A 22,562-nucleotide genomic window follows, 5' to 3' on the forward strand; every position below is an offset into this window, starting at 1 on the left:
GGGATAGGCGTTCGCCCGCGCAGCACGCCGCTCGGCGAAGCGCGCCTCGCGGTCGGCTTCCGCGAAGCGCCGCTCCGGATGGTCCCGCACCCGCTCGGCGACAATCTCCGGCGAGGGCAGGGCGATCGGCGCCAGGAGGTCGGTGGAGCGGATGCGGGCTGGCTCGCTGTCGCCCCAGAAGCTCGACAGCGCGAAGGAAAGGCCTTCGGCCTGTGCCCGCGCGGCAGCGGCGGCGGCCTGCGCGTCCGCGCGCGCGGCGATGGCGCGGTCCATGGCTGTACCAGGACTCTTGCCGGCCTCGACCCGTGCCCCGACCGCGTCGGCGAGCTGCTCGGACAGGGCTGCTGCCTCTTCGGCGAGGGCCGCTGCTTGGTCCGCGGCAGCCAGCTCGTAGAAGACGGACGCCGCCTCGCGCTCCAAGGCGCGCAGGGTCGCATCGCGGTCCGCCTCGGCCAGAGCGGCGCGCGCGAGGGCGGCACGCCGCTCCGCACGCCGCTTGCCGCCGAGGCGGAACGTCTGACCGACCGAGACCGTCGTTTCGGCGAAGTCGTAACCAGTCAGTGGGTTCGATCCGCCGATCGCCTCGCCGGCGAAGTTCTCCGCCTCGACGGAGAGGACGGGGTTGGTCCAAAGGCCCGCCTGTCGCGCTTCGTGGCGCTGCGCGACGGCTTCCAAGGCCGCGCTGCGGACTTCCGGCGAGGCGGCGCGTACTGCGGCCAGGACCGCTTCCAACGAGTAAGGCTCGCTCGCAGGCAGGAGGTCGTCGACCCGCTTCGGTTCTACAGGGCAAACATCCTGCGCGACCGCAGGCGCGGCCGTCAGGCTGGCGAGGACCGCGATCGCGGCCCCGCCCAATTTTGGGGATGGCATGGGTGTTCCTTCGCGTGAATGACCAAGAGGATGCGCCGATGCGGCGCGGCGTCAGGTCAGACGCGAGGGGGGCGGAAGAGGCCGTCGATCAGTGACGACAAAGGGGCATCGAAGAGGCGCTGAAACAGTAGCGAGACAGCTCCAACAGTCGGGATGGCCAAATCCGAAACGCCGACTGCGTGGCCATGGCACGACCCACATGAGGCGTGAGCCGGGTGGTCACGTCCCTTATCGCTTTTTTTCCTGGGATCGGCGTCGTCAATGTCGTTCTGGGCAACAACGTTGGCATCGCTGAGACCAATTATGGCGTCTCCCGAGTGCAAGATCGCTTCCTCAGTCGCGTGTACAGACGACAGCGCACCGCATGCGAGCCAAATAGCCGCGGATAAGGCCAGCACGAGCCTGCCGATATGGGGAGCGATCAGCACAGCGGCTTATGTATCATCAAAACGGTGAAATGGAAGTGAACCGGTAGTCAGCGCGATGTCGGGAGCGGCTCGGCCCCATCTGCCAGCGTTTGTGAAAGGCCTTTTTGACGGGAGACGGCGCCTTCGATAGCGGTCTGGGTGGATACGCGATATGAGCCGAGGCTGCTTTCTACTCGATGTTATCGTCTAACAGTCAGAGAAGTTCAGGGTGATGGGTGACTGCTGTTCTCACAAAGAAAGCGAGCTTGAGCGCTTGGCGCGGCAGCGGGATCAGCGTCGCGTCCTGATCGCCGTCCTGGCGCTCAACGCCGTGATGTTCGTCCTTGAGTTCGGCGCAGGCGTGATTGCTAATTCGGCTGCGCTGATGGCTGATGCAGTCGACATGTTCGGCGACGCATTCGTCTACGGTCTCAGCCTTTACGCCCTCGATCGAGGCTTCAAATGGAAGGCAGGGGCAGCGCTGGCGAAGGGGGGCTTGATCCTCCTCTTCGGGCTCGGCGTGCTCGTCGAGATCGGCGCCAGGATCACGAGCGGCGTACCGCCCTCCAGCCTGCTGATGCTCGCTTTCGGGGGCTTGGCGCTCGCGGTCAACCTGACCTGCCTGTCGCTGCTTTGGCGCTTCCGCGCCCAGGACGTGAACATGTCGAGCACCTTCGAGTGCTCCCGCAACGACGTGGTCGCGAACGTAGGCGTCCTCATAGCCGCAGTGGCAGTCGGCTTCACCGGGTCGGCATGGCCTGACATCGTGATTGCGGTGCTGATCGCCGCCGTGTTCCTGCGGTCGGCTGTGAGGGTTATCAGCCAAGCGTGGGCGGAACTCGGGCCAGTTACTCGCCGTGAGATCTAATTCTGCGTTGCCCGGTGACGAGCGCCGTGTCGCGCCGGAGAAAGAGGGCGCGGCTGCCTTGAGGGCCTCTTGCGCGGCGGCCGTTGCTGGGATTGCGGACTATCCTGCTCTCTAGGTGTTTCGTCCCAGGGTGTGATGGCAGGATGCCATCGTGCCAGGAGAGAGACGAGCTATGGGCCAGGTACTGCACGGGTGCGCCACGACGACGTACGCTGTCAGAACAGCGATACAGCGATCGCAAGCTACGGTCCCGGAGATCGCCGAGCGGTACGGGTTGAACGAGAAGACGGTCCGGAAGTGGCGAAAGAGGAAGACGGTCGAGGACAGCCCGATGGGGCCGAAGAAGCCTCGCTCGACGGTACTGTCAGCCGAGGAAGAAGCGGCCTGCGTCGCGTTCAGACGACACACGCTGCTGCCGCTCGATGACTGCCTCTAAGCGCTGCAGGATTCGATCCCGCACCTGACCCGATCGAGCCTGCACCGCCTGTACCAGCGCCACGGCATCTCCCGCCTGCCCGACCTGAAGGGCGAGGCGGAGCCGAAGGGGAAGTTCAAGGACTACCCGATCGGCTACTTCCACATAGACATCGCCGAGGTCCGCACGGACGAGGGCAAGCTGCACATGTTCGTCGCGATCGACCGGACGTCGAAGCTCGCCTTCGTCCGCCTCGAGGAGAAGGCGAACACCGTCACCTCGACGGCTTTCCTGGACGCGCTGGTCGAGGCGGTCCCCTACGAGATCCATACCGTCCTGACCGACAACGGCATCCAGTTCGCCGACCTACCGAAGAACCGGAACGGGCCGACCGCGCGCTTCCGCGGGCATCCCTTTGATCGGGCCTGCTGGCGGCACGGCATCGAGCATCGACTGACCAAGCCGAACCATCCTTGGACCAACGGACAGGTCGAACGGATGAACCGCACACTGAAGGAAGCCACCGTCCGCCGCTACCACTACGACAGCCACGGCAGCCTGCGAGAACACCTCGCCACCTTCGTGGACGCCTACAACTATGCCCGGCGCCTGAAGACCCTACGCGGCCTCACGCCCTTCGAGCACGTCGTTCGATGCTGGACCGAAGAGCCAGACCGCTTCATACACGACCCGACCCATCACATGCCGGGACTGAACACCTTCGGGCACACATGTGAGAGGTCGTTGCAGGAGGGCAGGCCGTGAGTGAGCAGACGATCAATCGGCTCCGCCGTATTGAAGGGCAGGTGCGCGGCATCGCGACAATGATCGAGCAGGAACGCTACTGCATCGACGTCCTACATCAGCTCTCTGCCGTGAAAGCGGCGCTGCGTCGCGTCGAGGCGGAAGTCCTGAAGAACCACGCAGAGACCTGCGTCGAGGAGGCCGTACGGTCGGGCGATCACGACGCGCAGCGCGAGAAGATCGCCGAGCTAGTCGATCTCTTCGAGAAACAGAGGCGCTAGCGTAAGCACCGCTGCCTCTTGAGAATAGACGCAGCTGTATCCTCAGCCTGCAACTCAGTAGCGTCCGCCTGAAGCACCGCGAGCCAGCCCCTGGCCGATGAGAGAAAGCCGGACGTTATCAGCTGTCACGCCCTGAAAAGTTGCGGCGTACATGGATGCCTGCGTTCCGGAAGGGAACCGCAACTGGTTTCCGACCGTTCAGAGAGAGCAGATACCCACCCGACGTATGCTCCATTTCGGCGTTGGTGGTGTCTCATGCGAACAGTAGCTCGGTCAGGAGACGGACCATGACGACGAAGCGCAAACAACTCGGTGTCGGCGCGATCGCAGGCGCGCTCGGACTCCTCGCCCTCTTGGGAATCTTCGGCCTGATCACGGTCTACTCCGGCGGCTACAACGTGGCGGCGACGGAGGATCACTCGGCTTTCGGCCGTTGGGCGCTCTCGACTACGATGACCAACTCGATCGAGGCGCGGGCCCCGGCCGACGAGCCTCCCACCTTCACGGCGGCAATGGCCCGGGCCGGCGCGGGCGAGTACAAAGCGATGTGCCAGCACTGTCATGGCGGTCCGGGCATCGACCGTGCGGGGTGGGCGAAAGGCATGCTGCCCCAGCCTCCGCACCTGACCGAGGCGGCCGCCCATTGGGAGCCGAACGAGATCTTCTGGATCTTAGACCACGGCATCAAGAGTTCAGGCATGCCCGCCTTCGGTCCGTCCCATAGCGACGAAGACCTATGGAACCTCACCGCCTTCGTCACCGGCCTGCCGGGCATGACGCAGGCTGAGTACGAAGCGCTGGGCGGCAGCAACGGGCATGACGGCGGCCACAGTCACTGACGCAGCAGGCAAGATGGAAAGGCGACAACATGCAGATGTCTTACTGGCGGTTCGCCGCGATGATCGCGACCTCGACCACGGTTATGTTCATCCTGATGTACTTCAACACCTACGCGTTCGAGCACATCTTCTGGAGCGAGACCCGCTTCTGGATGGCGTTCGTCATGGGCGCCTCCATGGCAGTGATCATGCTCGCCTTCATGCTTTCGATGTACAAGAGCAAGAAGGTCAACATCGGCATCTTCGCCGGCAGCGCCATCGTGTTCGCGCTGACGCTCTGGCTCGTTCGTAGCCAGGCAACGGTCGACGATACCGAGTACATGCGGGCGATGATCCCGCACCACTCGATCGCGATCATGACCAGCGAGCGGGCGCAGATCACCGACCCCCGCGTTCGCAAGCTGGCGGACGAGATCATCGCGGCCCAGGAGCGCGAGATCGCCGAGATGAAGTACCTGATCGCCGACCTCGAAGAAGCTGGCGACTGAGGAGGGTTCGATGACGAGAGCAGTTTGGACGGCTTTGACGTCAATCGCGACGCTCGGCCTCGCCGCCTGCGGCGGCCCTGCGCCGGGTGAAGGCATGGAGAGCGAGATGGCGCCGGAACCGATGCCGGAGATCGTTCCGGCGGACGAGGCGATCCGCACGGCCGCGATCCCGGACATCGACCCCGAGCGCATGCAGGAAGCGGAGATCGACAAGGTGCTTCCGGCCGGTGCGCGTTGCACCTTCAGCTACACCGCAGCCGGCAGGCCCGTCCTGGCCGGTGCGCCGGCCGAGCGCGGCAAAGGCGTGGTCAAGATTCACGGCCGGTTGGTCGCGCTTGAGGTCGACGCGACGTCGATCGACGCGCTCGCCGGACCGACGGAGTTCCGCGCGGAGGGAATGCGCCTGACCGTGCGCCCGCTTGAAGAAGCCGGTGAGACGATCGATCCGGACCGTCAGCGCAAAGCGGAGATGCGCTTCGAGATCAAGGAGGGACTGACCGTCGGGTACCGAGGTTGGTACCGCTGCCGGTCGTCCGGGGCGTGACGAGTGACGGTCGTCTACGATCGATATGAACTTGGGTAACCGGCGGCGCTTCGTAAAATTCAGGAACCTCCGTTGCTGCTACTTACAATCGTCGACGGCAGTCCGAGCCAGGCCGACCGGATGCAAGCCGCAGCGGGCGCTGACTGTCTCTGTCTGCTCGTTTCCCTTGAGCGTCACAGCCAGGCTTGGTTAGTTCGTACAGGTCGGTTGCACTAACAAAGACGAGGTGCGCCATCGGCATCACCTTGCCGAGACTGACGGTCGAGTAGCTCGCGAGCGAGAAGTGGTAGACGTGTGTGGAGTCAGCTTCGAACGGCTCGTTGGAACCGCCAATGCCTACCGTCCGGCCAAACTCGTAACCGGCCTGCGAACAAGCTGCCCTCGAACGGATGGAGAACCAGAATGAGGACGCCGAAGACAGCAAAACCGATCGTTCTGTGAACCCTCGCCTTCTGCATCACCGAAGCCAGAACCGTTTAGTGTGAGGGCAGGATCCCGACGAACAGAACGCCGGTGAGGAACGAAGCGACGACTACAGCTTCTTCGTCCGTAGACGCAGCGCATTGCCGATGACAGAGACGGAGGAGAGACTCATTGCCGCCGCCGCGATCATCGGGCTGAGTAGAATGCCGGTGAAGGGATAAAGCACACCGGCCGCGACCGGCACGCCGACTCCGTTGTAGATGAAGGCGAAGAACAAGTTCTGGCGGATGTTCCGCATGGTCATGCGGCTCAAGCGTTGCGCCGCCGCGACGCCGCGCAGGTCGCCCCGGACGAGCGTGACGCCCGCGCTCTCCATCGCGACATCGGTGCCGGTGCCCATGGCGATCCCGACATCGGCCCGGGCGAGGGCAGGGGCGTCGTTGATGCCGTCACCGGCCATGGCGACCTTGCTGCCTTCCGCCTGAAGCTCGCCGATGATGCGGTGCTTATCCTCGGGCGATACGTCGGCATGCACGGCGTCGATCCCGACTTCCGCTGCGACGGCCTCCGCAGTCCCCTTGGCGTCGCCGGTCAGCATGATGACCTTCACGCCGGCCTCGTGCAGAAGGCGGATCGCTTCGGGTGTTGAGGCCTTGATGGGGTCGGCGACCGAGATGAGCCCGGCCGGGCGTCCGTCGACAGCGACGAACATCGCAGTCTCACCCAGGCGCCTGCGCTCGGCTGCCCGCTTCTGGATCTCGGGCGGCAAGCCCGCCTCCCGCGCCATCATCTTCGCGTTGCCGATCGCGACGCGGCATCCCCCGACGTCGGCATAGACGCCTTCGCCGGTAACGGACTGGAAGCCTGTGGCTTCGTGCTGAGGCACGCCGCGCTCCTCTGCGCCGCGAACGATCGCTGCGGCCAAGGGGTGTTCGGAGGCCCGCTCGACGGCGGCCGTGAAAGCCAGAAGATCGGCCTCACCGATCTCGCCGGTCGGCTCCACGCCGACTAATGCGGGCCTACCTTCCGTCAGCGTCCCGGTCTTGTCGACGACGACCGTGTCGACTTTCTCGAAGGCCTCGAGCGCTTCGGCGTTCTTGATGAGGACTCCGTTCTGGGCCCCCTTGCCGGTGCCGACCATGATCGACATCGGCGTGGCGAGGCCGAGCGCGCAGGGACAGGCGATGATCAAGACGGCCACGGCGTTGACGAGCGCGAAGCTGAGTGCGGGCTCTGGCCCGAAGAACGACCAGACGACGAAGGAGAGGATCGCGACCACGATCACCGCCGGGACGAAGATGCCGGCTACCTTGTCGACCGAACGCTGGATTGGGGCACGGCTGCGCTGCGCCTCTGCGACCATGCGGACGATCTGAGAGAGGGTCGTGTCCTCGCCGACGCGGTCGGCCGTCATGACGAAGCTGCCGGTCGCGTTGACGGTGCCGCCCGTGACCGCGTCGCCGACACCCTTGCGGACCGGGAGGGGCTCGCCCGTGATCATGCTCTCGTCGACGGACGAGCTGCCCTCCAACACTTCGCCGTCGACCGGAACCTTCTCGCCCGGCCGCACGCGCAGGCGGTCACCCTCGCTGAGCGCGTCGAGCGGCACTTCGGTCTCTGCGCCGTCAGCATCAATGCGCGTCGCCGTTGGCGGCGTCAGCTCCAAAAGCGCCCGGATCGCGCCGGACGTGGCGCTGCGGGCGCGCAACTCGAGCACCTGTCCCAGCAGCACCAGCGTGACGATCACAGCGGCGGCCTCGTAGTAGACCCCGACATTGCCGTCCATGTTCCGGAAGGCCGGTGGGAATAGGCCGGGCATGGCAGTCGCGACGATCGAGAAGGCGTAGGCGACGCCGACGCCGAGCGCGATCAGCGAGAACATGTTGAGATTGCGCGTGCGAAAGGACTGCCAGCCGCGCACGAAGAAGGGCCACCCGCCCCAGAGGACGACCGGGGTCGCGAGTGCGAGTTGGACCCACTGCGCCAGATCGTCGGCGATGAACCGCTCGAACGGCCGGTCGGGGATCAGGTCTCCCATGGCGTAGATGAAGAGCGGAATCGTCAAGATGGTGGACACCCAAAAACGCCGCGTCATGTCGCGGAGCTCGGATGTGTCCTCCTCGCCGACGGTGACGTCCTCAGGCTCTAGGGCCATGCCGCACAAGGGGCAGGGGCCCGGCTTCGGGGCTCGCACCTCAAGGTGCATGGGGCAGGTGTAGACCGGACCATCGTAGCCGGGTGGAAGGGTGTCGTAGGCGCCGGCCGGCGCAGCCGAGGCCGCGGCGTCGCCGTGGCAGCAGTCGTGCGTCACGTCACCCGCCGTCTCGCCTTCGGGAACGAGATCCATGCCGCACTTCCCGCAAACGCCAGGTTCGTCGCTTCGAATGTCTGGGTGCATCGGGCAAGCGAACGGCACGCCCTCGAAACCAGTCGGCACCTCGTCGCCTCGGACGACGGGACGATCGTCATTGGCAAGAGGACCTTGGTCACTACCGACCGATTCGACGCTGCCTTTGCTTGTTTCCGACACAGTAGTCTCCCGTTGTTCAGCCTACACCGAGCAGGCCGACGACCAGCCCGCCCGCGAGCCAGAGGTAGGCGAGCATGGCCAGGTAGAAGAGGACGGTCTCGGTGATCCCGTCCCCCGTGGTGAGGTTCACGCCCTTGGACGCGACCTTCCACACGAAGAACACCGCCGTCAGCACGAGGAAGGCGGTGTTCAGCCAGAAGGTGTAGTCGACTTTGAAGAACTCCCGGTCGGTCACGCTGCGCACGTCCTCCGCGCTTGGCAGCAGGCCGAGCAGGTCGAAGCCGTAATGCAGGACCAACGCGGTCGCGACGAGGACGACTAGGAACACCGCGAGGATGTAGAGCGCCATCTTCCATCCGTAGTACTTCGCGTTCACCCGCAGCACGGGGATGACGACGAGGTCGGAGAAGATGAACGCCATGATGCCCGCGAAGGCGACGCCGTTACCGTAAAGGACGGCGGCCAGCGGGATGTTCCCCATCGAGCCGATGAAGGTGAAGAACGCCGCGACCGGGCCGACGAGGCTCTGCGCGACGAGCGCCCAGAAGCCCGGCTCCTCGCCGCCCACGAACAGCCACTCGAAGAAGCTGCGCGGCACGAAGGCCGCGACGACGCCAGCGATGGTGAAGCCGATGGTGACGTCCTTCCAGACCATCGCCCACTCCATGAAGTAGCGCTTGGCGATCTGCCGCCAGCCTTCCTTCGAGCGGACCTTCTCCTTCCAGTCCGGCTTCTCGCCGTCCTCGTCGTCCCCTTGCTGCTCCTTGGCGTGCTCTCGCGCCTCGTCGACGGGGGCGAGCTTCCGCGTCACGCTGACGACGAGCCACGTACCTAAGATTAGGAGGACGCCGCCGACATACTCGCCGACGACGAACTGCCAACCGAGGAAGATCGCGATGATGATGCCGAGCTCGACGACGAGGTTGGTCGAGGCGAGGAGGAAGGCGAGCGAGGGGACGAGCCCCGCCCCCTTGGCGAACAGGGCCCGTGTGCCCGACAGGGCGGCGAAGCTGCAGGACGAGCTGACGAAGCCGAAGAAGGTGCCGAGCGCGACCGACTTCGGCCCTTCCTCGCCCATCGTCTGCTGCATCCGGTCCTCGGTGACAAGCACTTGGATCATGGACGAGATCAGGTAGCCGAGGCCGAAGGCCCAGAACGCCGTCCAGAAGAGGCCGAGCGCCGTGACCGCGCTCTCGTTCCAAGTCGAAAGGAAGCCGCCGTCCATCGCTTCGCCTCGGGTGTTCGGTAGCGTAGGAGAAGGGCGGCGGGCCTGCCCCGCCGCCCTCGATCGGGTAGCGCCTTGTCGGCGCCGAAGCTTACGCCGCGACCTTCTCGAGTTCGGCGATGCAGCGACGGCAGCTCTCGGCGCACATGCGGCAGTGGTCGTGCTTGTCCTCGTGCTCCTCGCAGTCGGACAGGCAAACCTTGCAGATTTCGATGCAGGCGCGGACGAAGTGTTGCGCGGTCGGGGCATCCGCAGCAAGCGCCTGCGCGGTCGCCGCGTTCATCAGCATCGAGTCGCGCGAGGTCCGGCCGCACTGCGCCATCTCCTCCTTGCCGAAGCACATGTCCATGCAGTGCGCACAGGCTGTCATGCACTCCGCGCAGGCCTTCATCGCGGCTTCGTACTTGTTCATAATTGGTTTGCCTTTCCGAGCCCTCGTTCATCGGACACCCCAACGAGGTAGAGGTTCCGAGCAGGAGCTATGTTCCCGTCCGTGACGTGCAGCAAACACGGATTGTTGGTCGTTTGCCTGACCGAAGATTCGACAACGTACGATCGTTCTGAGCGGAAACGTCCGTCGCCGCGAGACGAACCTTCGTTCTGCCGACATGCCGGAGGAGTACGGAGGAGAGTCTCATATGGAGAGCCCGGCGCGAAGTCATTCAGGTTGGTCTGACGGCCATCTGTCGTCACCGAACGCCGTTGCCTATCTTCACGGATGCTGGCATTGATCGCGGCGAATGCCTGGCTGGATGGATGATGTCTGACCGCCCGCTCTCCACCAAGACTTCTCGCGGAGCTCTGATGTCGTTGATTTCGAGAACGCGGTCCCCGTATATTAGCCAGCTTGCACCAGCGACGGGATCCGCGTCTCGCTCGTCGTGTCGATCAAACTATCCCTCGATCGAGATCGAAGGCAGTTCGCTGTAGACTCTAGTCTTCTTGGTTTTCCGCGTTTGACGGTGCGTCCATGTCCGGCATCTTCTCGCCCATCATCTCCATGCAGCCCATCTTCCGCATGTGTTCCATGTCGCAGATCATGCGAATCTCGAGGCCGTCATCGTCGGTCTTGGCCAACATGAAGTGGACCTCATCGCCGACATCGAGATCGGACAGGTCGACCTTCTCTGCCACCTCGAAGGACATCGCCATGGCCGGCATGCCGAACTTCTCGATCGGCTCGTGATCGACGAGAATGCGTCCCTCGTCGACGTCGATCTCTTCGATGACGCCTACCCCCATCGCGGCGCCTTCCATCATGGGCATGTCTTCCATCATGCCGTCCATCATCGGCATGTTGTCCATCATCCGGCCCTGACTGTCGTCGCCTTGATCTTGTTGAAGCGCGCTCGCGCTGCCGATGGCGAGAAGGGCAGCCGACGATACACCGAGTGCAACAGTACGCAGTTTGTGGTTGCTCATCTTGCGATCCTTTCAATGATCAGTCTACGAACAATAAGTGGCGTCTCGTAGTTCGTTGTCAACCGACGATCAGGATGCCACCCGGTTCCCATCTGCGTGAGATCATTGGAGCTCGGTCGGACGGGGACCGAACGACATCGCTGGGACGCTGTTACGGCTGAGCAGTACCATCGCCTCTAGCTGTAGCTGTCGGCCAACTCCGAAAGCCCCATCCACCCCTCAGTGAGGGCAATCAGGTGGGGCCTTTCGTGATCACGGACAGATCGGGCAGTTCGCCAGCGCAGACATGGCGAAGGCCGCGGCGGGGAGGGCGGCCAGGCCGATGCCCGTGAGGATTGCAATGCGCTTGGTCATATCGAACTCCTTCTCGTAGCGATTGGGACATCCTGCCGTCCGTACCGTGGTACGGAGTCAACCCTTCTTTTTCGGTTCTTCGACGAAAGCGCTGAGGATCGTGCAGGAAGCGATCGGGGCTTGCCGCGGGCAGTCTTCAGCAAGGCCCTGTAGCGCGGTGCGCATGCGCGCCAGTCGGGCGATCTTCGTCTCGATGCCGCGTAGAACCTTCATCGTTCGCTCGCGAACGTCCTCGCAGGTGGCATCCGGGTCGTCCCGGAGATCGAGGAGCTCGGCGATCTCCTTGAGCGTGAAACCGACCTGCTGCGCCTGCTTGATGAACCGCACTCGGCGCGCTTCGTCTTCGCCGTAGTGCCGATACCCGCCGTCGTGACGGCGGGGCTGCTCGATCAAGCCTCTGCGCTCGTAGTAGCGGATGGTCTCGACGCCGACGCCGGCCTGTTCCGCGATCCAGCTGATCGTCCGGGGCGTGCTAGACATGATCCTGTTCTCTTCCACGGCGGCGAGTTGACGTGCTCGGTGCGCCGATCACTCGGCGTCCCAGGCTGACGACGAGTAGCGGCACGACGATCCACTGAAGCAGAGGCGTCAAGCCGGTTCCAAGCACGGGCAGGGTCGGCATCGCGTCGGCATAGGACCAGCGTCCTGCCACCTCGGTCGCGTAGAACTCCGCTGCGACGGTCAAAGCGAGACCGACCGCGAGGAAGACAGCTAGCTTGCGGCTGCTCGGCATCGTGATCCATCGCCTCGATCTTGAGAAGGCGGCCGTCGTCCAGAAGGCGATCAGCGCGAAGCCGACGTCGCCTATGGTCGCTCTCGTGCAGACCTTGATCGCCGACCAGTGGCCGGACATCGGCAGGCCAGCGAAGAACGGGACCTGTAGGAACTCCCACACGAAGTGCAGGACGAAGGACAGGAATGCGACGGTGACCTCTGGAACGGACCAGATGGAACGATCGGATCGCGTCATTCTACCCCCAAAGATCAACCGTCCCCATGGAATGCGGCCTAATAACGGAAAGCAACAAGCGAGCTGCCGCTTCGTTCCTGTGATTAGGTAGACAGGAGGCGTGATGGCGTCACGAAGAAAGAGTGTCGGTCATGCGTCTTCCATCCTGTTCCGCGGATAGGGCGGGCGAGAGAAATCTTACCGTTCGTCTCGCTTCTTCAAAGCTTGTCTTATGACCTTTGCGGTTCCTGAGGCAAAAGGGGACTGCCGGTGAAGCGCAGCGACACTTCACCGGCGGCGGGGGTCGGACCGATCCGATGCGGGCCGCGAAGCGGGCCGCGAAGCGGGCCGAGTTAGAGTGGGGTCGCCCCCGTCTTTTCCAGAAGACCTGAATGGATACGCGGGCTTCGAGCCCGCATGACAAGCGAAGGATCCGGAAAAGATGACTGAGACTACCATCGGCGTCGACATCTCGAAAGACCGGCTCGATGCGCACCGTCTACCGGACGGCGCCACCGGGCAGTTCCCGAACAGCAAGGCCGGGCACCGGGCCTTCCTCGAGTGGGCAGGACAGGACGTGGCGCGCATCGTCTACGAGCCGACAGGTCCCTATCACCGGGCGTTCGAAGGTGCGCTCGCAAGGACCGGCCTGCCGCTGTGCAAGGTCAACCCGAAGAAAGCCCGCCGCTTCGCCGAAGCGATCGGCACCCTCGCCAAGACCGACCGGATAGACGCACGAATGCTCGCCCGCATGGGGCAGCTCCTCGAGCCCGAAAGCCGGCCGGTCGCTGACGAGGCTCTCGGCAGCCTGCGCGAGCTGCTCCTTGTCCGCCGGGCCTTGATCAAGGAGCGCACGGCGGTGACCAACCGGCGCCACACGCTGACCATCGCCCTTCTCAGACGCCAGCACACCCAGCGCCTCGCTCAGATCGAACGGCAACTCCTGAAAATCGACCAGGCCATCATGGCAATGATCAAGGAAGACCCGACCCTTAAGCGCCGCTTCGAGATCCTCATGACGATCCCCGGCGTCGCCAACGTGACCGCCTTCACCATGCTGATCGACATGCCGGAGCTTGGCACGATGGACGCAAAACAAGCCGCCGCCCTGTGCGGGCTCGCCCCTCTCACCAGACAGTCAGGCCAGTGGCGCGGACGCGCCATGATCGGCGGCGGGCGGCGCCTCTTGCGCCAGGCCCTCTACATGCCCGCCATGGTCGCCGCCCGGTACAATGACGATCTTCGCGCTACCTACGAACGGCTGAAAGCCAATGGAAAACCAGGCAAACTCGCCATCACAGCCGTCATGAGAAAGCTCATCATCCTCGCCAACGCCCTCATCCGCGACGACCGTGAATGGGCGCCCAGGATGGCTTGACCACAACGGATACTCTAACGTTCAAGCTCACCGGGCACGAGAAAGAGTGAAGCCGGCGCTGTCGACAGGTTCGAGAAGCACCGCGCCGCCGCGGCAAGCTCAGTTCCCGCTCGCCGGCAACTTGACGTTGACACGTTTGCCCCCATCTTCGACTCGTGCGTCTGTTCCTCGCCATCTTCGCGTCTATCGCGCTCGCCCTCGCTCCGGCCTGGGCACAGGCTATTTGCACGACGTCCATGCAGGACGGCCCGGCAGCTGAGGCCGCCGTGGTTGCAGATGGCACTTCGATGAACTGCGAAGACCGAGCGCCGGTCGAAGAGGGCGAAGCCGACGCCTGTCTCATCGCCATGACGCTGGTGTGTGTAGGTGCTTTGTCAGTGCCTGAGGATTCCGGCGCAGTAGATTTCCTGTCGACGGCCGGCGATAAGGTCGTTCGTCTCGGCAGTGCTTCCGTTCGGTCGACCGTGCCGGACTTCGACACCCCACCACCCCGAGTCTGAACACGTCCGCCTAAGCGGCGGTGTGAACGCCTGCGCGTCTCGTGCGTGCGGGTCGTCCTCAGTTCAGACTCCGGAAAACGATCATGCCTTCTTCCATCCTCGTGGGGACGCTCGCCGTCCTCGCAGGCGCCGTGCAGGACTCGCCGTCCGCCGCGCCGGTCCTGTCGATGAGCGATGCCGTCGCGCTCGCCTATAATCGTGACGATCCCTCTGTCACGCGCTTCGAAGCGGATGCACTGGCGCTTCGCGACCTCGCTATCGCCGACGCGCAGTTGGATGATCCTTCGGCGAGCGTCGTGGCGCAGAACTTCCCGGTCGACAGCTTCGCCTTCGACCAGCAGCCCATGACGCAGCTTCAGCTGCGCCTTCGTCAGGAGTTCCCGAGCGGCCGCACGAGAGCGCTCGCAGGCGAGCGAAGATCCGCTGAGGCCGACGCGTCTCTTGCCTTGGGTCAGGATGCCCGCCGCGAGCTCGCGCTCGAAGTTCGCCTCGCGTGGCTCGACCTCTTTGGTGCTTTGGAGGAGCTGGAGCTCGTCCGTGAAGCGCAGGCGGCCGTGAACGAGCTGATCGACGCGCTCGCCGCGTCCTTCGCTCAGGGGCGCCTCAGCAGTCAGGACGTGATGAGGGCCGAGCTGGAGCTGTCCCTGCTCGCCGACCGCGAGGCGGCGCTGGAGCAGCGTGCGGACAGGGCGCGCGCTGCGCTCGCGCGCTACCTCGGCGTCGGCGCCACGCGCCCTCTGCCCGAGGACCTGCCAGACCTCGCCCCGCCCCCGCCGCCGGAGGCGCTCGATGCTGCGTTGACTGATCACCCGAACGTCGAGGCGCTGAACGCCGAGATCGACGCGGAGGACACGGACGTCGCGATTGCCAAGGAGGCGTACAAACCGTCCTGGGCACTGGAAGGCGGCTACGGCGTGCGGGGCGGGGATCGCCCTGATCTCGCGACGGTCGGCGTATCGGTGTCGATTCCTCTGTTCACCGGCAACCGGCAGGACCGACGGCTATCCGCTGCACGGAAGGAGAGGCTGGCGACCGCGCTGACGCGTGACGAGCTGCTCCTCGACCTGAAGCGGGAGGCCGTCAGCACCTACGCCGACTGGGCTCGGCTGACCCAGCGGCTCGAGCGCTACGACGCCGTCATCCTCGCTCAGGCCGAAGACACCGTCGAGGCGTCGATCGGTGCCTATGGCGGCGGCCTCACCGATTTCCCCGAGCTGATCCGAAGCCAGCTCGCCGCCCTCGAGGCCGAGGCCCAGCGCCTCCGCCTCGCCGTGGAGCGCGCAGAGGCGCGCGTCCGTCTGATCTACCTCCTGGGAGACCCGTCATGAAAGCCCGCACCCTCACCGCCGCAGCCGCGCTGACCGTCGTCGCAGGCGGCGGCGGATACCTCCTCGCCACGCTGGGCGATCCGTCCGGCGCCGCACCCGCGGCAGGCGGGGATGAGCGGGAGATCGCCTACTGGGTCGCGCCCATGGACGCGAGCTACCGGCGCGACGAGCCCGGAAAGTCGCCGATGGGCATGGATCTGGTCCCCGTCTACGCGGACGAGGCGGGTGGGGGCGGCGAGCCCTCGATCCGCATCGACCCGAGCGTCGTCAACAACCTCGGCGTCAGGACGGAGGCCATCTCGCTCCGCACGGCAGGGCAGGGGATCGATACGACCGGGACGATCGAGGTGGACGACGAGGCTGTCTCCGACGTCCACACCCGCACTGAAGGCTGGATTGAGCGCCTCGCGGTGAAGGCTCAGGGCGAGCGCGTCGAGGCGGGCGACCTCCTCTTCGAGCTTTACGCGCCGACCCTCGTCGCGGCGCAGACCGAGTACCTGCAGGCCCTGACGATTGGGCGGGAGTCGTTCACGGAGGCGGCCGAAGAGCGCTTGATCGCGCTCGGCATGACGGCCGGTCAGGTCGCCGCGCTGAGACGCAGCGGTGAGCCGTCCCGCCGCCTCGCGGTCCACGCGCCTCACGACGGCGTCCTGACGAGCTTGGACGTGCGCGAGGGCATGTACCTGAAGCCCGAGATGCGGGCGATGCAGATCGCGGACCTGTCTGAAGTCTGGGCCATCGCCGACGTGTTCGAGTCTCAAGCGGCGCGCCTGGGGGAGGGCCTGCCCGCGACGATGACGGTGGCCGCCTTCCCAGGCGAGGTGTGGGAGGGGACGGTCGACTACGTCTATCCAGCGGCGGACAGGGCAGGGCGCACCGTGCCCGTGCGCCTGCGCTTCGAGAACGAGGGCGGGCGCTTGCGTCCCGGCATGTACACCGAGGTAAGGATCGAGTCCGGCGCCGAGGGCAGCGTTCTCACCGTGCCGCAGTCGGCGCTCATCCGCTCGTCGCAAGGCGACCGCGTGATCCTCGCTTTGGGCGAGGGCCGCTTTCGGCCCGCCCGCGTCGAGGCGGGGATGGAGCTCGGCGACGCCGTCGAGATCGTGGCGGGGCTCGACGAGGGCGAGCGGATCGTCACTTCGGGGCAGTTCCTCATCGATTCGGAGGCGTCGATGGACGCTGCCCTCTTGCGCCTGTCGGCGCCGTCCGAGGCGAAAGCCGAGCCGATGGCCGGCATGGACATGGCGAGCAACGAGGCTTCCGATCCCGCCGTCCTGCACGAGACCACTGGCCTCATCGAGCGGGTCGACGCCGAGACGCGCGAGGCGATGATCGACCACGAACCGATCGCATCTCTCGGCTGGCCTCGCATGACGATGACGTTCGCGCTCGGTCCAGACGTCGCCGTAGAGGACCTCGCCCCGGGCGAGGAGGTATCCTTCGCCTTCGCGAAGACGGACGGCGGCTACGAGGTGGTTGAGGTCTCGGCCCCAGGTGGCGCTGAGGACGAAGATCCGAACGAAGGGGAAGTGGCCGCAACCGGACGCATCATGGACGTGAGTGCGGACGGTTCGGCCGTCATGCTCGACCACGAGCCCGTGCCGGAGCTGGGCTGGCCCGGCATGCAGATGCGCTTCGCGCTTGCGGGCGACGTGAAAGCAGACGGGCTCGCCGCTGGCGACGTCGTCAGCTTCCGGTTCCGCCAGACGGAAGCCGGCTACGAAGTCACTCAGATCGAGGAGGCAGGCCGATGATCGCCGCCATCATCAACTGGTCCATCGCGAACAGGTTCTTCGTCGCCTTCGGCGCGGTCGTCCTCGCCGTGCTCGGTGCGCTGTCCGTCCGTTCCACGCCGCTGGATGCCATCCCCGACCTCTCCGACGTCCAGGTCATCATCAAGACGACCTATCCGGGTCAGGCCCCCCAGGTGGTCGAGGACCAGGTGACCTACCCGCTGTCTACGTCGATGCTCGCCGTCCCGGGGGCGAAGACGGTCCGCGGCTACTCCTTCTTCAACGACAGCTACGTCTACGTCATCTTCGAGGAGGGTACGGACCTCTACTGGGCGCGGTCACGCGTCCTCGAATATCTCAGCCAGGTCGCACCAACGCTCCCGGAGGCGGCGAAGCCCGCCATCGGCCCGGACGCGACAGGCGTCGGCTGGGTCTACCAGTACGCGCTCGTCGACAGGACCGGCGGCCAGGATCTCGCCGACCTTCGAGCGATCCAGGACTTCTTTCTCAAGTACGAGCTGCAGACGGTCGAGGGCGTTTCCGAGGTCGCCACGATCGGCGGCATGGTGAAGCAGTATCAGGTCGTCTTGGACCCAACCCGCCTGCGCGCCTACGGCCTGACCGTACCTGCAGTCCGGCAGGCGATCGAACGCGGCAACATGGAGACCGGCGGCCGCGTCATCGAGATGGCCGAGGCCGAGTACATGATCCGAGCGAGCGGCTATGTCGAGGGTACGGACGATCTCGAACGAATTCCCGTGATGACGACCGCAGACCGCACGCCCGTTCTGATCCGCGACGTGGCGGAGGTCCGCATGGGACCGGAACTGAGGCGGGGGATCGGCGAGCTGAACGGGGAGGGCGAGGCCGTCGGCGGCGTCGTCATCATGCGCTTCGGCGGGAATGCGCTCGCCACCATCGAGCGCGTCAAGGAACGGCTCGAGATGCTCCAGGCCGGCCTCCCCGAAGGGGTTGAGATCGTCACGACCTACGACCGCTCTGGGCTGATCGAGCGCGCGGTCGAGACTCTTCGGGACAAGCTGATCGAGGAGTTCCTGATCGTCGTCGCGGTCTGTGCGATCTTCCTCTTCCACCTGCGCTCCGCGCTCGTGGTCGCGATCAGCTTGCCGCTCGGCGTGGTCGCAGCATTCGTCGTCATGAACCTGCAGGGCATCAATGCCAACATCATGTCGCTTGGTGGCATCGCGATTGCCGTCGGCGCGATGGTCGACGCCGCCATCGTGATGATCGAAAACGTTCACAAGAAGCTCGAAGAGGGCGAGGCCAAGGGACAGGACCACTGGCGGCTCGTCGGCGAGGCGTGCGCCGAAGTCGGCCCGCCGATCTTCTTCTCGCTGCTGATCATCACGCTGAGCTTCACGCCGATCTTCGCGCTCGAGGCGCAGGAGGGGCGGATGTTCGGACCGCTCGCCTACACCAAGACCTATGCAATGGCAGCGGCGACGATCCTTGCCGTAACGATCGTCCCCGTGCTGATTGGCTTCCTCGTGAGGGGAAAGATCCTGCCGGAAGAGCGCAACCCTGCGAACCGAGCGCTCAGAGCGGCCTTCGCGCCGGTCCTGAACACGGCGCTGCGGTTCCCGGCAGCGACGCTCGCCGTGGCCGGGCTAATCCTCGTCAGTGCCGCGATCCCGGCGACGCGTCTCGGCTCTGAGTTCATGCCGGACCTCAACGAGGGCGACCTCCTCTACATGCCGAGCGCTCATCCCGCGATCTCGGCTGATAAGATGCGGCAGGTTCTGCAGCAGACGAACAAGCTTATCGCCACGGTGCCGGAGGTCGAGACGGTCTACGGCAAGGCGGGCAGGGCGGAGACGGCCACCGATCCGGCCCCGCTGACCATGATCGAGACCACGATCCAGCTGAAGCCACGCGACGAGTGGCGTGAAGGCCTGACCCTGGACGACCTCAAGGCCGAGCTCGACGCCCTCGTTCAGGTCCCCAGCCTGACCAACACCTGGATCATGCCGATCAAGAACCGCCTCGACATGCTCGCGACGGGGATCAAGACGCCTGTCGGCGTGAAGGTGGCTGGACCCGATCTCGAGGTCATCGCCGGGATCGGACGCGACATCGAAGACGCTCTCGAGGACGTGCCGGGAACCGCCTCGGTCTACGCCGAGCGTGTGACGGGCGGCCGGTTCGTCGACATCGACGTCGACCGCGAGGCTGCGGCACGCTTCGGCCTCAACATCGCCGACGTCCACGACGTGGTACGCACTGCGATCGGCGGCATGACCGTCGGCGAGAGCGTCGAAGGCCTTGAGCGGTTCCCGATCAACTTGCGCTATCCGCGCGAGGTCCGGGACTCGCCGCAGCGCCTACGGGAGCTGCCGCTGGTGACGGCGTCCGGCGCGGAGATCCCGCTCGGCCGCGTCGCCACGGTGTCGATCGACGAAGGGCCGGGCGTCATCCGCAGCGAGGACGCCCGGCGCAACGGCTGGGTCTATGTCGACATCGCGGATCGTGACATCGGCTCCTACGTGATCGACGCGCAAGCCGCCGTCGCGGCCGAAGTCGAGTTGCCCGCCGGCTACTCGATCGCGTGGTCGGGCCAGTACGAGTACATGCAACGGGCGAAGGCGCGGTTCTCGGTCCTCGGACCGGTCATGATCGGCATCATCTTCCTGCTGCTGTTCATGAACTTCCGCAAGCTCAGCGACGTCCTCATCATCATGGGAACCTTGCCCCTCGCGCTCGTGGGCGGCCTCTGGCTGATGTATGTCGGCGGCTACAACCTCTCGGTCGCCGCGGCCGTCGGCTTCATCGCGCTGGCGGGCGTTGCGGTGGAGATCGGCGTCCTGATGGTGATGTACCTGAACCAAGAGACCGCAGCAGCTCGGCGCGAAGCCAAAGCGGAGAGCAGAGCGATCTCCGCGGCGGAGCTTTCTGAAGCCGTGCGCGAAGGCACGCTACGTCGTCTCAGGCCGATCATCATGACCGCCGCTACGATCGTCGCTGGCCTTGCTCCGATCATGTACGGCGACGGAACGGGCGCTGAAGTCATGCGGCGCATCGCGGCGCCGATGGTCGGCGGTATCGTCACCACGACGCTCCTCGCGCTGATCGTGATCCCGGTCGTCTACCTGCTGTGGCACCGTTGGCAGGCGGAACACCGACCGGCGAGAGGGACTGCTTCACCCGCGCTCGAAAGCGAAGAAGCGGTCGCGTGATCTACAGTAGTAAACAACGGAAAGGAAAAAGATATGGAGAACGAAGTGATGACAGAGGGTCAGATGATGGCAGAGGGATGCATGATGAGCGGAGGGATGATGGGCGGCATGATGATCGTCGGAATTCTCCTGGTCGTCCTAATCGTGCTCGGCATCGCAGCGGCGGCGAAGTATCTGTTCTTTAGCCGTTAGAAGGACATTCGTGCTGACAGGGAATGACAGGGCCATGCCTCGCCTCAAGCGTCTTCATCGGGCGTGTGAAACGCTTCAGCTCGACCAACATCGATACGATGAGTCGCCGCTCACCCTGTGGAGATCTCGATCCGGTCCTCGACTGCGGCACCGTCTTTACCTTGCTGCGCGGCAGGGCTGGTTGCCGTGGACGTCAACGACAGTGAGAGCTGCCATGTCAGACGACTTCCGGCGGCGGCAACGTCATCGGGTATCAGTACGTCCCCTATCAAAGCCAGCTAGCGGCAGAACGTGACGAGGCGGACCGGGAACTCTGCGCAGGTCATGCCGTTTCCATACGGCTCTCAACGGAGGAGCCAAGCATGCAAGTTCAGGAAATTATGACTAGGCGGTGTGGGCAAAGTGTCGAAGCCAGAGTCTGACCGATGCGATGTGGACGAAGCCGAGGTAGCTGTTGGCGGTCTTGTCGTAGCCGGTAGCGAGGCGGCGGGAGGTCTTCAGCCTGCCGTGACCTGCGCCCTTGGGCTCCCTCGATCATTTCGAGAGTTCTACGGCCTGATAGCCGATCGGTTGCGGGCTGGCGAGCGCGGCGGGCGGTGGGCCGTCACGTAGCCGGGCCGCTCGCCTCGCTTCGGCGGGCGTGAGCCCGCCCAAGGACGTGTGCGGACGCACATTGTTATAGTCGTGCCGCCATAGGGCGAGGACGCGGCGCGCATGCCCGAGGCTGTCGAAGATCTCCTCGTTCAGGCACTCGTCCCGCAGGCGGCCGTTGAAGCTTTCGACGAAGCCGTTCTGTTGCGGCTTGCCTGGGGCGATGTAGTGCCAGCCGACGCCGGTCTCTCCCTGCCAGCGCAAGATGGCTCGGCTGGTCAGCTCGGTTCCGTTGTCGCTGACGATGGTCTTCGGCTTGCCGTAGAGCCGGATCACGGCGTCCAGCTCGCGGGCGACCCGTTCGCCGGATAGGGACGTGTCAGCGATCAGGGCGAGGTTCTCACGCGTATGGTCGTCGATCACCGCGAGGATGCGGAAGCGGCGCCCGTCGCCGAAGCTGTCGGCCAGGAAGTCCAGGCTCCATCGCTCGCCAGGGCCGGAGGGCACCGGCATCGGCTCGCGCGTGCCCGTCGCCCGCTTGCGGCCACGGCGGCGCTTCACCGCGAGCCCTTCCTCCCGGTACAGGCGACGGAGCTTCTTGTGGTTCATGCTGACGCCCTCGCGCTCGAGCATCAGCCCGATCCGCCGGTAGCCGAACGCCGCCGCTCCGCGGCGATCTCTCGCATGCGGACACGCACCTTGGGGCAGTCTGGCACCCGCTCCCGCCGCACGGTCTTCGGGTCGACGCTCACCAGACGGCAGGCCCTACGTTACGAGATGCCGTGCTCGGCTATCGCCCGCAGAGCCGCCGCCCGACGCAAGGGCGGCGTCGTCAGCTCTTTCCCAGCAAGTCTTTCAGGACCGCGTTGTCCAGCATCTGGTCGGCAAGCAGCTTCTTCAGCCGACCATTCTCCGTCTCCAGCAGCTTGAGGCGTCGGGCGTCGGACACGTCCATGCCGCCGTACTTGGCCTTCCACTTGTAGAAGGTCGGCGAGCTGATCCCGTGCCGCCTGCACACCTCCGCCGTCGTCTCCCCGCGCTCCTGCTCGCCCAGGATCGCGATGATCTGCTCCTCGCTGAACCGGCTCTTCCGCATCGTCCGTCTCCTCTCTGACGGACTCTCGTTTCAAGTGAGGGACCACACGGGGCGCAGGTCATAGTCCCAAAGAGCCCGTGGCAACCCGCGCCGGACGTTTGCCGCGGTCTCGGCTACGGCACTGAACTGGACGTCGTCCGTCTCCTGGAAATCATGCCGCAGCCCAACCTACAAGTCCGTCAGCCGGTTCC

At 65.1% G+C, this 22,562-nt stretch carries 18 protein-coding genes and 3 pseudogenes; 12 read left to right on the forward strand and 9 right to left on the reverse strand.

Annotation, left to right across the window (positions count from 1 at the left end; all coding sequences use genetic code 11):
• Positions 1–870, reverse strand: an 870-nt coding sequence (locus tag IE88_RS16855; RefSeq protein ID WP_162178368.1) for a TolC family protein, incomplete at its 3' end; no start/stop codon positions are given.
• A gap of 639 nt (positions 871–1,509) precedes the next feature.
• On the opposite strand from IE88_RS16855, the gene IE88_RS0115450 reads away from it, so the two are divergent.
• From IE88_RS0115450 to IE88_RS0115475, 6 genes and pseudogenes are all read left to right on the forward strand, one after another.
• The gene (locus IE88_RS0115450; protein WP_031556263.1) at positions 1,510–2,145 is read left to right on the forward strand and encodes a cation efflux transmembrane domain-containing protein; all 636 of its coding nucleotides are present in this window, start codon (positions 1,510–1,512) and stop codon (positions 2,143–2,145) included.
• 172 nt (positions 2,146–2,317) lie between these two features.
• Positions 2,318–3,325 (forward strand): annotated as a pseudogene (locus IE88_RS16860) (IS481 family transposase).
• Positions 3,322–3,585 (forward strand): metal-sensitive transcriptional regulator, encoded by a 264-nt coding sequence (locus IE88_RS0115460; RefSeq protein WP_031556265.1) that lies wholly within the window; start codon positions 3,322–3,324, stop codon positions 3,583–3,585. Before IE88_RS16860 ends, IE88_RS0115460 begins: the two are co-directional and overlap by 4 nt.
• 287 nt (positions 3,586–3,872) lie before the next feature.
• Positions 3,873–4,424: a c-type cytochrome gene (locus tag IE88_RS0115465; protein ID WP_036767509.1), complete on the forward strand. Its 552-nt coding sequence runs from the start codon at positions 3,873–3,875 to the stop codon at positions 4,422–4,424.
• 29 nt (positions 4,425–4,453) lie between these two features.
• Entirely contained in the window at positions 4,454–4,912 is a 459-nt protein-coding gene (locus IE88_RS0115470) for a DUF305 domain-containing protein (protein ID WP_031556269.1), read from the forward strand.
• Between the two features lie 10 nt (positions 4,913–4,922).
• Entirely contained in the window at positions 4,923–5,456 is a 534-nt protein-coding gene (locus IE88_RS0115475; RefSeq protein ID WP_337588836.1) for a DUF6692 family protein, read from the forward strand.
• 532 nt (positions 5,457–5,988) lie between these two features.
• Here IE88_RS0115475 and IE88_RS0115480 read toward each other — a convergent pair.
• The 6 genes from IE88_RS0115480 to IE88_RS0115510 all read right to left on the reverse strand — a co-directional run bounded on the left by IE88_RS0115480 (position 5,989) and on the right by IE88_RS0115510 (position 12,380).
• Positions 5,989–8,277, reverse strand: coding sequence for a copper-transporting P-type ATPase (locus IE88_RS0115480; protein ID WP_081871738.1), 2,289 nt, complete (start codon positions 8,275–8,277; stop codon positions 5,989–5,991).
• Between the two features lie 148 nt (positions 8,278–8,425).
• Complete coding sequence (locus IE88_RS0115485) at positions 8,426–9,634, reverse strand: permease (RefSeq protein WP_031556275.1); 1,209 nt, start codon at positions 9,632–9,634, stop codon at positions 8,426–8,428.
• A gap of 91 nt (positions 9,635–9,725) precedes the next feature.
• A complete protein-coding gene (locus IE88_RS0115490; RefSeq protein ID WP_031556277.1) occupies positions 9,726–10,046 on the reverse strand; it encodes a four-helix bundle copper-binding protein in 321 nt (106 codons plus the stop codon).
• A 521-nt stretch (positions 10,047–10,567) separates the two neighbouring features.
• Positions 10,568–11,056: a copper-binding protein gene (locus IE88_RS17665; protein WP_081871739.1), complete on the reverse strand. Its 489-nt coding sequence runs from the start codon at positions 11,054–11,056 to the stop codon at positions 10,568–10,570.
• A gap of 411 nt (positions 11,057–11,467) precedes the next feature.
• Positions 11,468–11,908 carry a MerR family DNA-binding protein gene (locus IE88_RS0115505; RefSeq protein WP_156032652.1) on the reverse strand — a complete coding sequence of 147 codons (441 nt, stop codon included), beginning with the start codon at positions 11,906–11,908 and terminating at the stop codon, positions 11,468–11,470.
• The gene (locus tag IE88_RS0115510; RefSeq protein WP_051882372.1) at positions 11,883–12,380 is read right to left on the reverse strand and encodes a hypothetical protein; all 498 of its coding nucleotides are present in this window, start codon (positions 12,378–12,380) and stop codon (positions 11,883–11,885) included. The genes IE88_RS0115505 and IE88_RS0115510 overlap by 26 nt, the downstream gene beginning before the upstream one ends.
• Before the next feature lie 421 nt (positions 12,381–12,801).
• Here IE88_RS0115510 and IE88_RS0115515 point away from each other — a divergent pair, with 421 nt between their 5' ends.
• The 6 genes from IE88_RS0115515 to IE88_RS18305 all read left to right on the forward strand — a co-directional run bounded on the left by IE88_RS0115515 (position 12,802) and on the right by IE88_RS18305 (position 20,684).
• The gene (locus IE88_RS0115515; RefSeq protein WP_031556283.1) at positions 12,802–13,737 is read left to right on the forward strand and encodes an IS110 family RNA-guided transposase; all 936 of its coding nucleotides are present in this window, start codon (positions 12,802–12,804) and stop codon (positions 13,735–13,737) included.
• A 155-nt stretch (positions 13,738–13,892) separates the two neighbouring features.
• On the forward strand, positions 13,893–14,237 hold the full coding sequence (locus tag IE88_RS18300) for a hypothetical protein (protein ID WP_156032653.1): 345 nt from the start codon (positions 13,893–13,895) through the stop codon (positions 14,235–14,237).
• Positions 14,238–14,320: 83 nt separating this feature from the next.
• The gene (locus IE88_RS0115520) at positions 14,321–15,565 is read left to right on the forward strand and encodes a TolC family protein (protein ID WP_031556285.1); all 1,245 of its coding nucleotides are present in this window, start codon (positions 14,321–14,323) and stop codon (positions 15,563–15,565) included.
• Positions 15,562–17,319, forward strand: coding sequence for an efflux RND transporter periplasmic adaptor subunit (locus IE88_RS0115525; protein ID WP_051882373.1), 1,758 nt, complete (start codon positions 15,562–15,564; stop codon positions 17,317–17,319). The genes IE88_RS0115520 and IE88_RS0115525 overlap by 4 nt, the downstream gene beginning before the upstream one ends.
• Positions 17,316–20,492 carry an efflux RND transporter permease subunit gene (locus tag IE88_RS0115530; RefSeq protein ID WP_036767511.1) on the forward strand — a complete coding sequence of 1,059 codons (3,177 nt, stop codon included), beginning with the start codon at positions 17,316–17,318 and terminating at the stop codon, positions 20,490–20,492. Before IE88_RS0115525 ends, IE88_RS0115530 begins: the two co-directional genes overlap by 4 nt.
• A gap of 33 nt (positions 20,493–20,525) precedes the next feature.
• A complete protein-coding gene (locus tag IE88_RS18305) occupies positions 20,526–20,684 on the forward strand; it encodes a hypothetical protein (protein WP_156032654.1) in 159 nt (52 codons plus the stop codon).
• Positions 20,685–21,068: 384 nt separating this feature from the next.
• Here IE88_RS18305 and IE88_RS17950 read toward each other — a convergent pair.
• Together IE88_RS17950 and IE88_RS16865 are read right to left on the reverse strand one after the other, a co-directional pair.
• Positions 21,069–21,188, reverse strand: a pseudogene (locus IE88_RS17950) (IS5/IS1182 family transposase); the annotation flags it as partial.
• A 30-nt stretch (positions 21,189–21,218) separates the two neighbouring features.
• Positions 21,219–22,371 (reverse strand): annotated as a pseudogene (locus IE88_RS16865) (IS3 family transposase).
• Between the last annotated feature and the right edge of the window lie 191 nt (positions 22,372–22,562).

Source organism: Parvularcula oceani, assembly GCF_000733125.1.
Taxonomy (GTDB): Bacteria; Pseudomonadota; Alphaproteobacteria; order Caulobacterales; family Parvularculaceae; genus Parvularcula; species Parvularcula oceani.

Excerpts from the sequence above, each read along its gene's own strand:
- IE88_RS0115485 (WP_031556275.1), bottom strand. The coding sequence starts at position 9,634 with ATGGACGGCGGCTTCCTTTCGACTTGGAACGAGAGCGCGGTCACGGCG.
- IE88_RS0115470 (WP_031556269.1), top strand. The coding sequence starts at position 4,454 with ATGCAGATGTCTTACTGGCGGTTCGCCGCGATGATCGCGACCTCGACC.
- IE88_RS17665 (WP_081871739.1), bottom strand. The coding sequence starts at position 11,056 with ATGAGCAACCACAAACTGCGTACTGTTGCACTCGGTGTATCGTCGGCT.
- IE88_RS0115450 (WP_031556263.1), top strand. The coding sequence starts at position 1,510 with ATGGGTGACTGCTGTTCTCACAAAGAAAGCGAGCTTGAGCGCTTGGCG.
- IE88_RS0115465 (WP_036767509.1), top strand. The coding sequence starts at position 3,873 with ATGACGACGAAGCGCAAACAACTCGGTGTCGGCGCGATCGCAGGCGCG.
- IE88_RS18305 (WP_156032654.1), top strand. The coding sequence starts at position 20,526 with ATGGAGAACGAAGTGATGACAGAGGGTCAGATGATGGCAGAGGGATGC.
- IE88_RS0115510 (WP_051882372.1), bottom strand. The coding sequence starts at position 12,380 with ATGACGCGATCCGATCGTTCCATCTGGTCCGTTCCAGAGGTCACCGTC.
- IE88_RS0115490 (WP_031556277.1), bottom strand. The coding sequence starts at position 10,046 with ATGAACAAGTACGAAGCCGCGATGAAGGCCTGCGCGGAGTGCATGACA.
- IE88_RS0115530 (WP_036767511.1), top strand. The coding sequence starts at position 17,316 with ATGATCGCCGCCATCATCAACTGGTCCATCGCGAACAGGTTCTTCGTC.
- IE88_RS0115515 (WP_031556283.1), top strand. The coding sequence starts at position 12,802 with ATGACTGAGACTACCATCGGCGTCGACATCTCGAAAGACCGGCTCGAT.
- IE88_RS0115520 (WP_031556285.1), top strand. The coding sequence starts at position 14,321 with ATGCCTTCTTCCATCCTCGTGGGGACGCTCGCCGTCCTCGCAGGCGCC.
- IE88_RS0115525 (WP_051882373.1), top strand. The coding sequence starts at position 15,562 with ATGAAAGCCCGCACCCTCACCGCCGCAGCCGCGCTGACCGTCGTCGCA.
- IE88_RS0115475 (WP_337588836.1), top strand. The coding sequence starts at position 4,923 with ATGACGAGAGCAGTTTGGACGGCTTTGACGTCAATCGCGACGCTCGGC.
- IE88_RS0115480 (WP_081871738.1), bottom strand. The coding sequence starts at position 8,277 with ATGCACCCAGACATTCGAAGCGACGAACCTGGCGTTTGCGGGAAGTGC.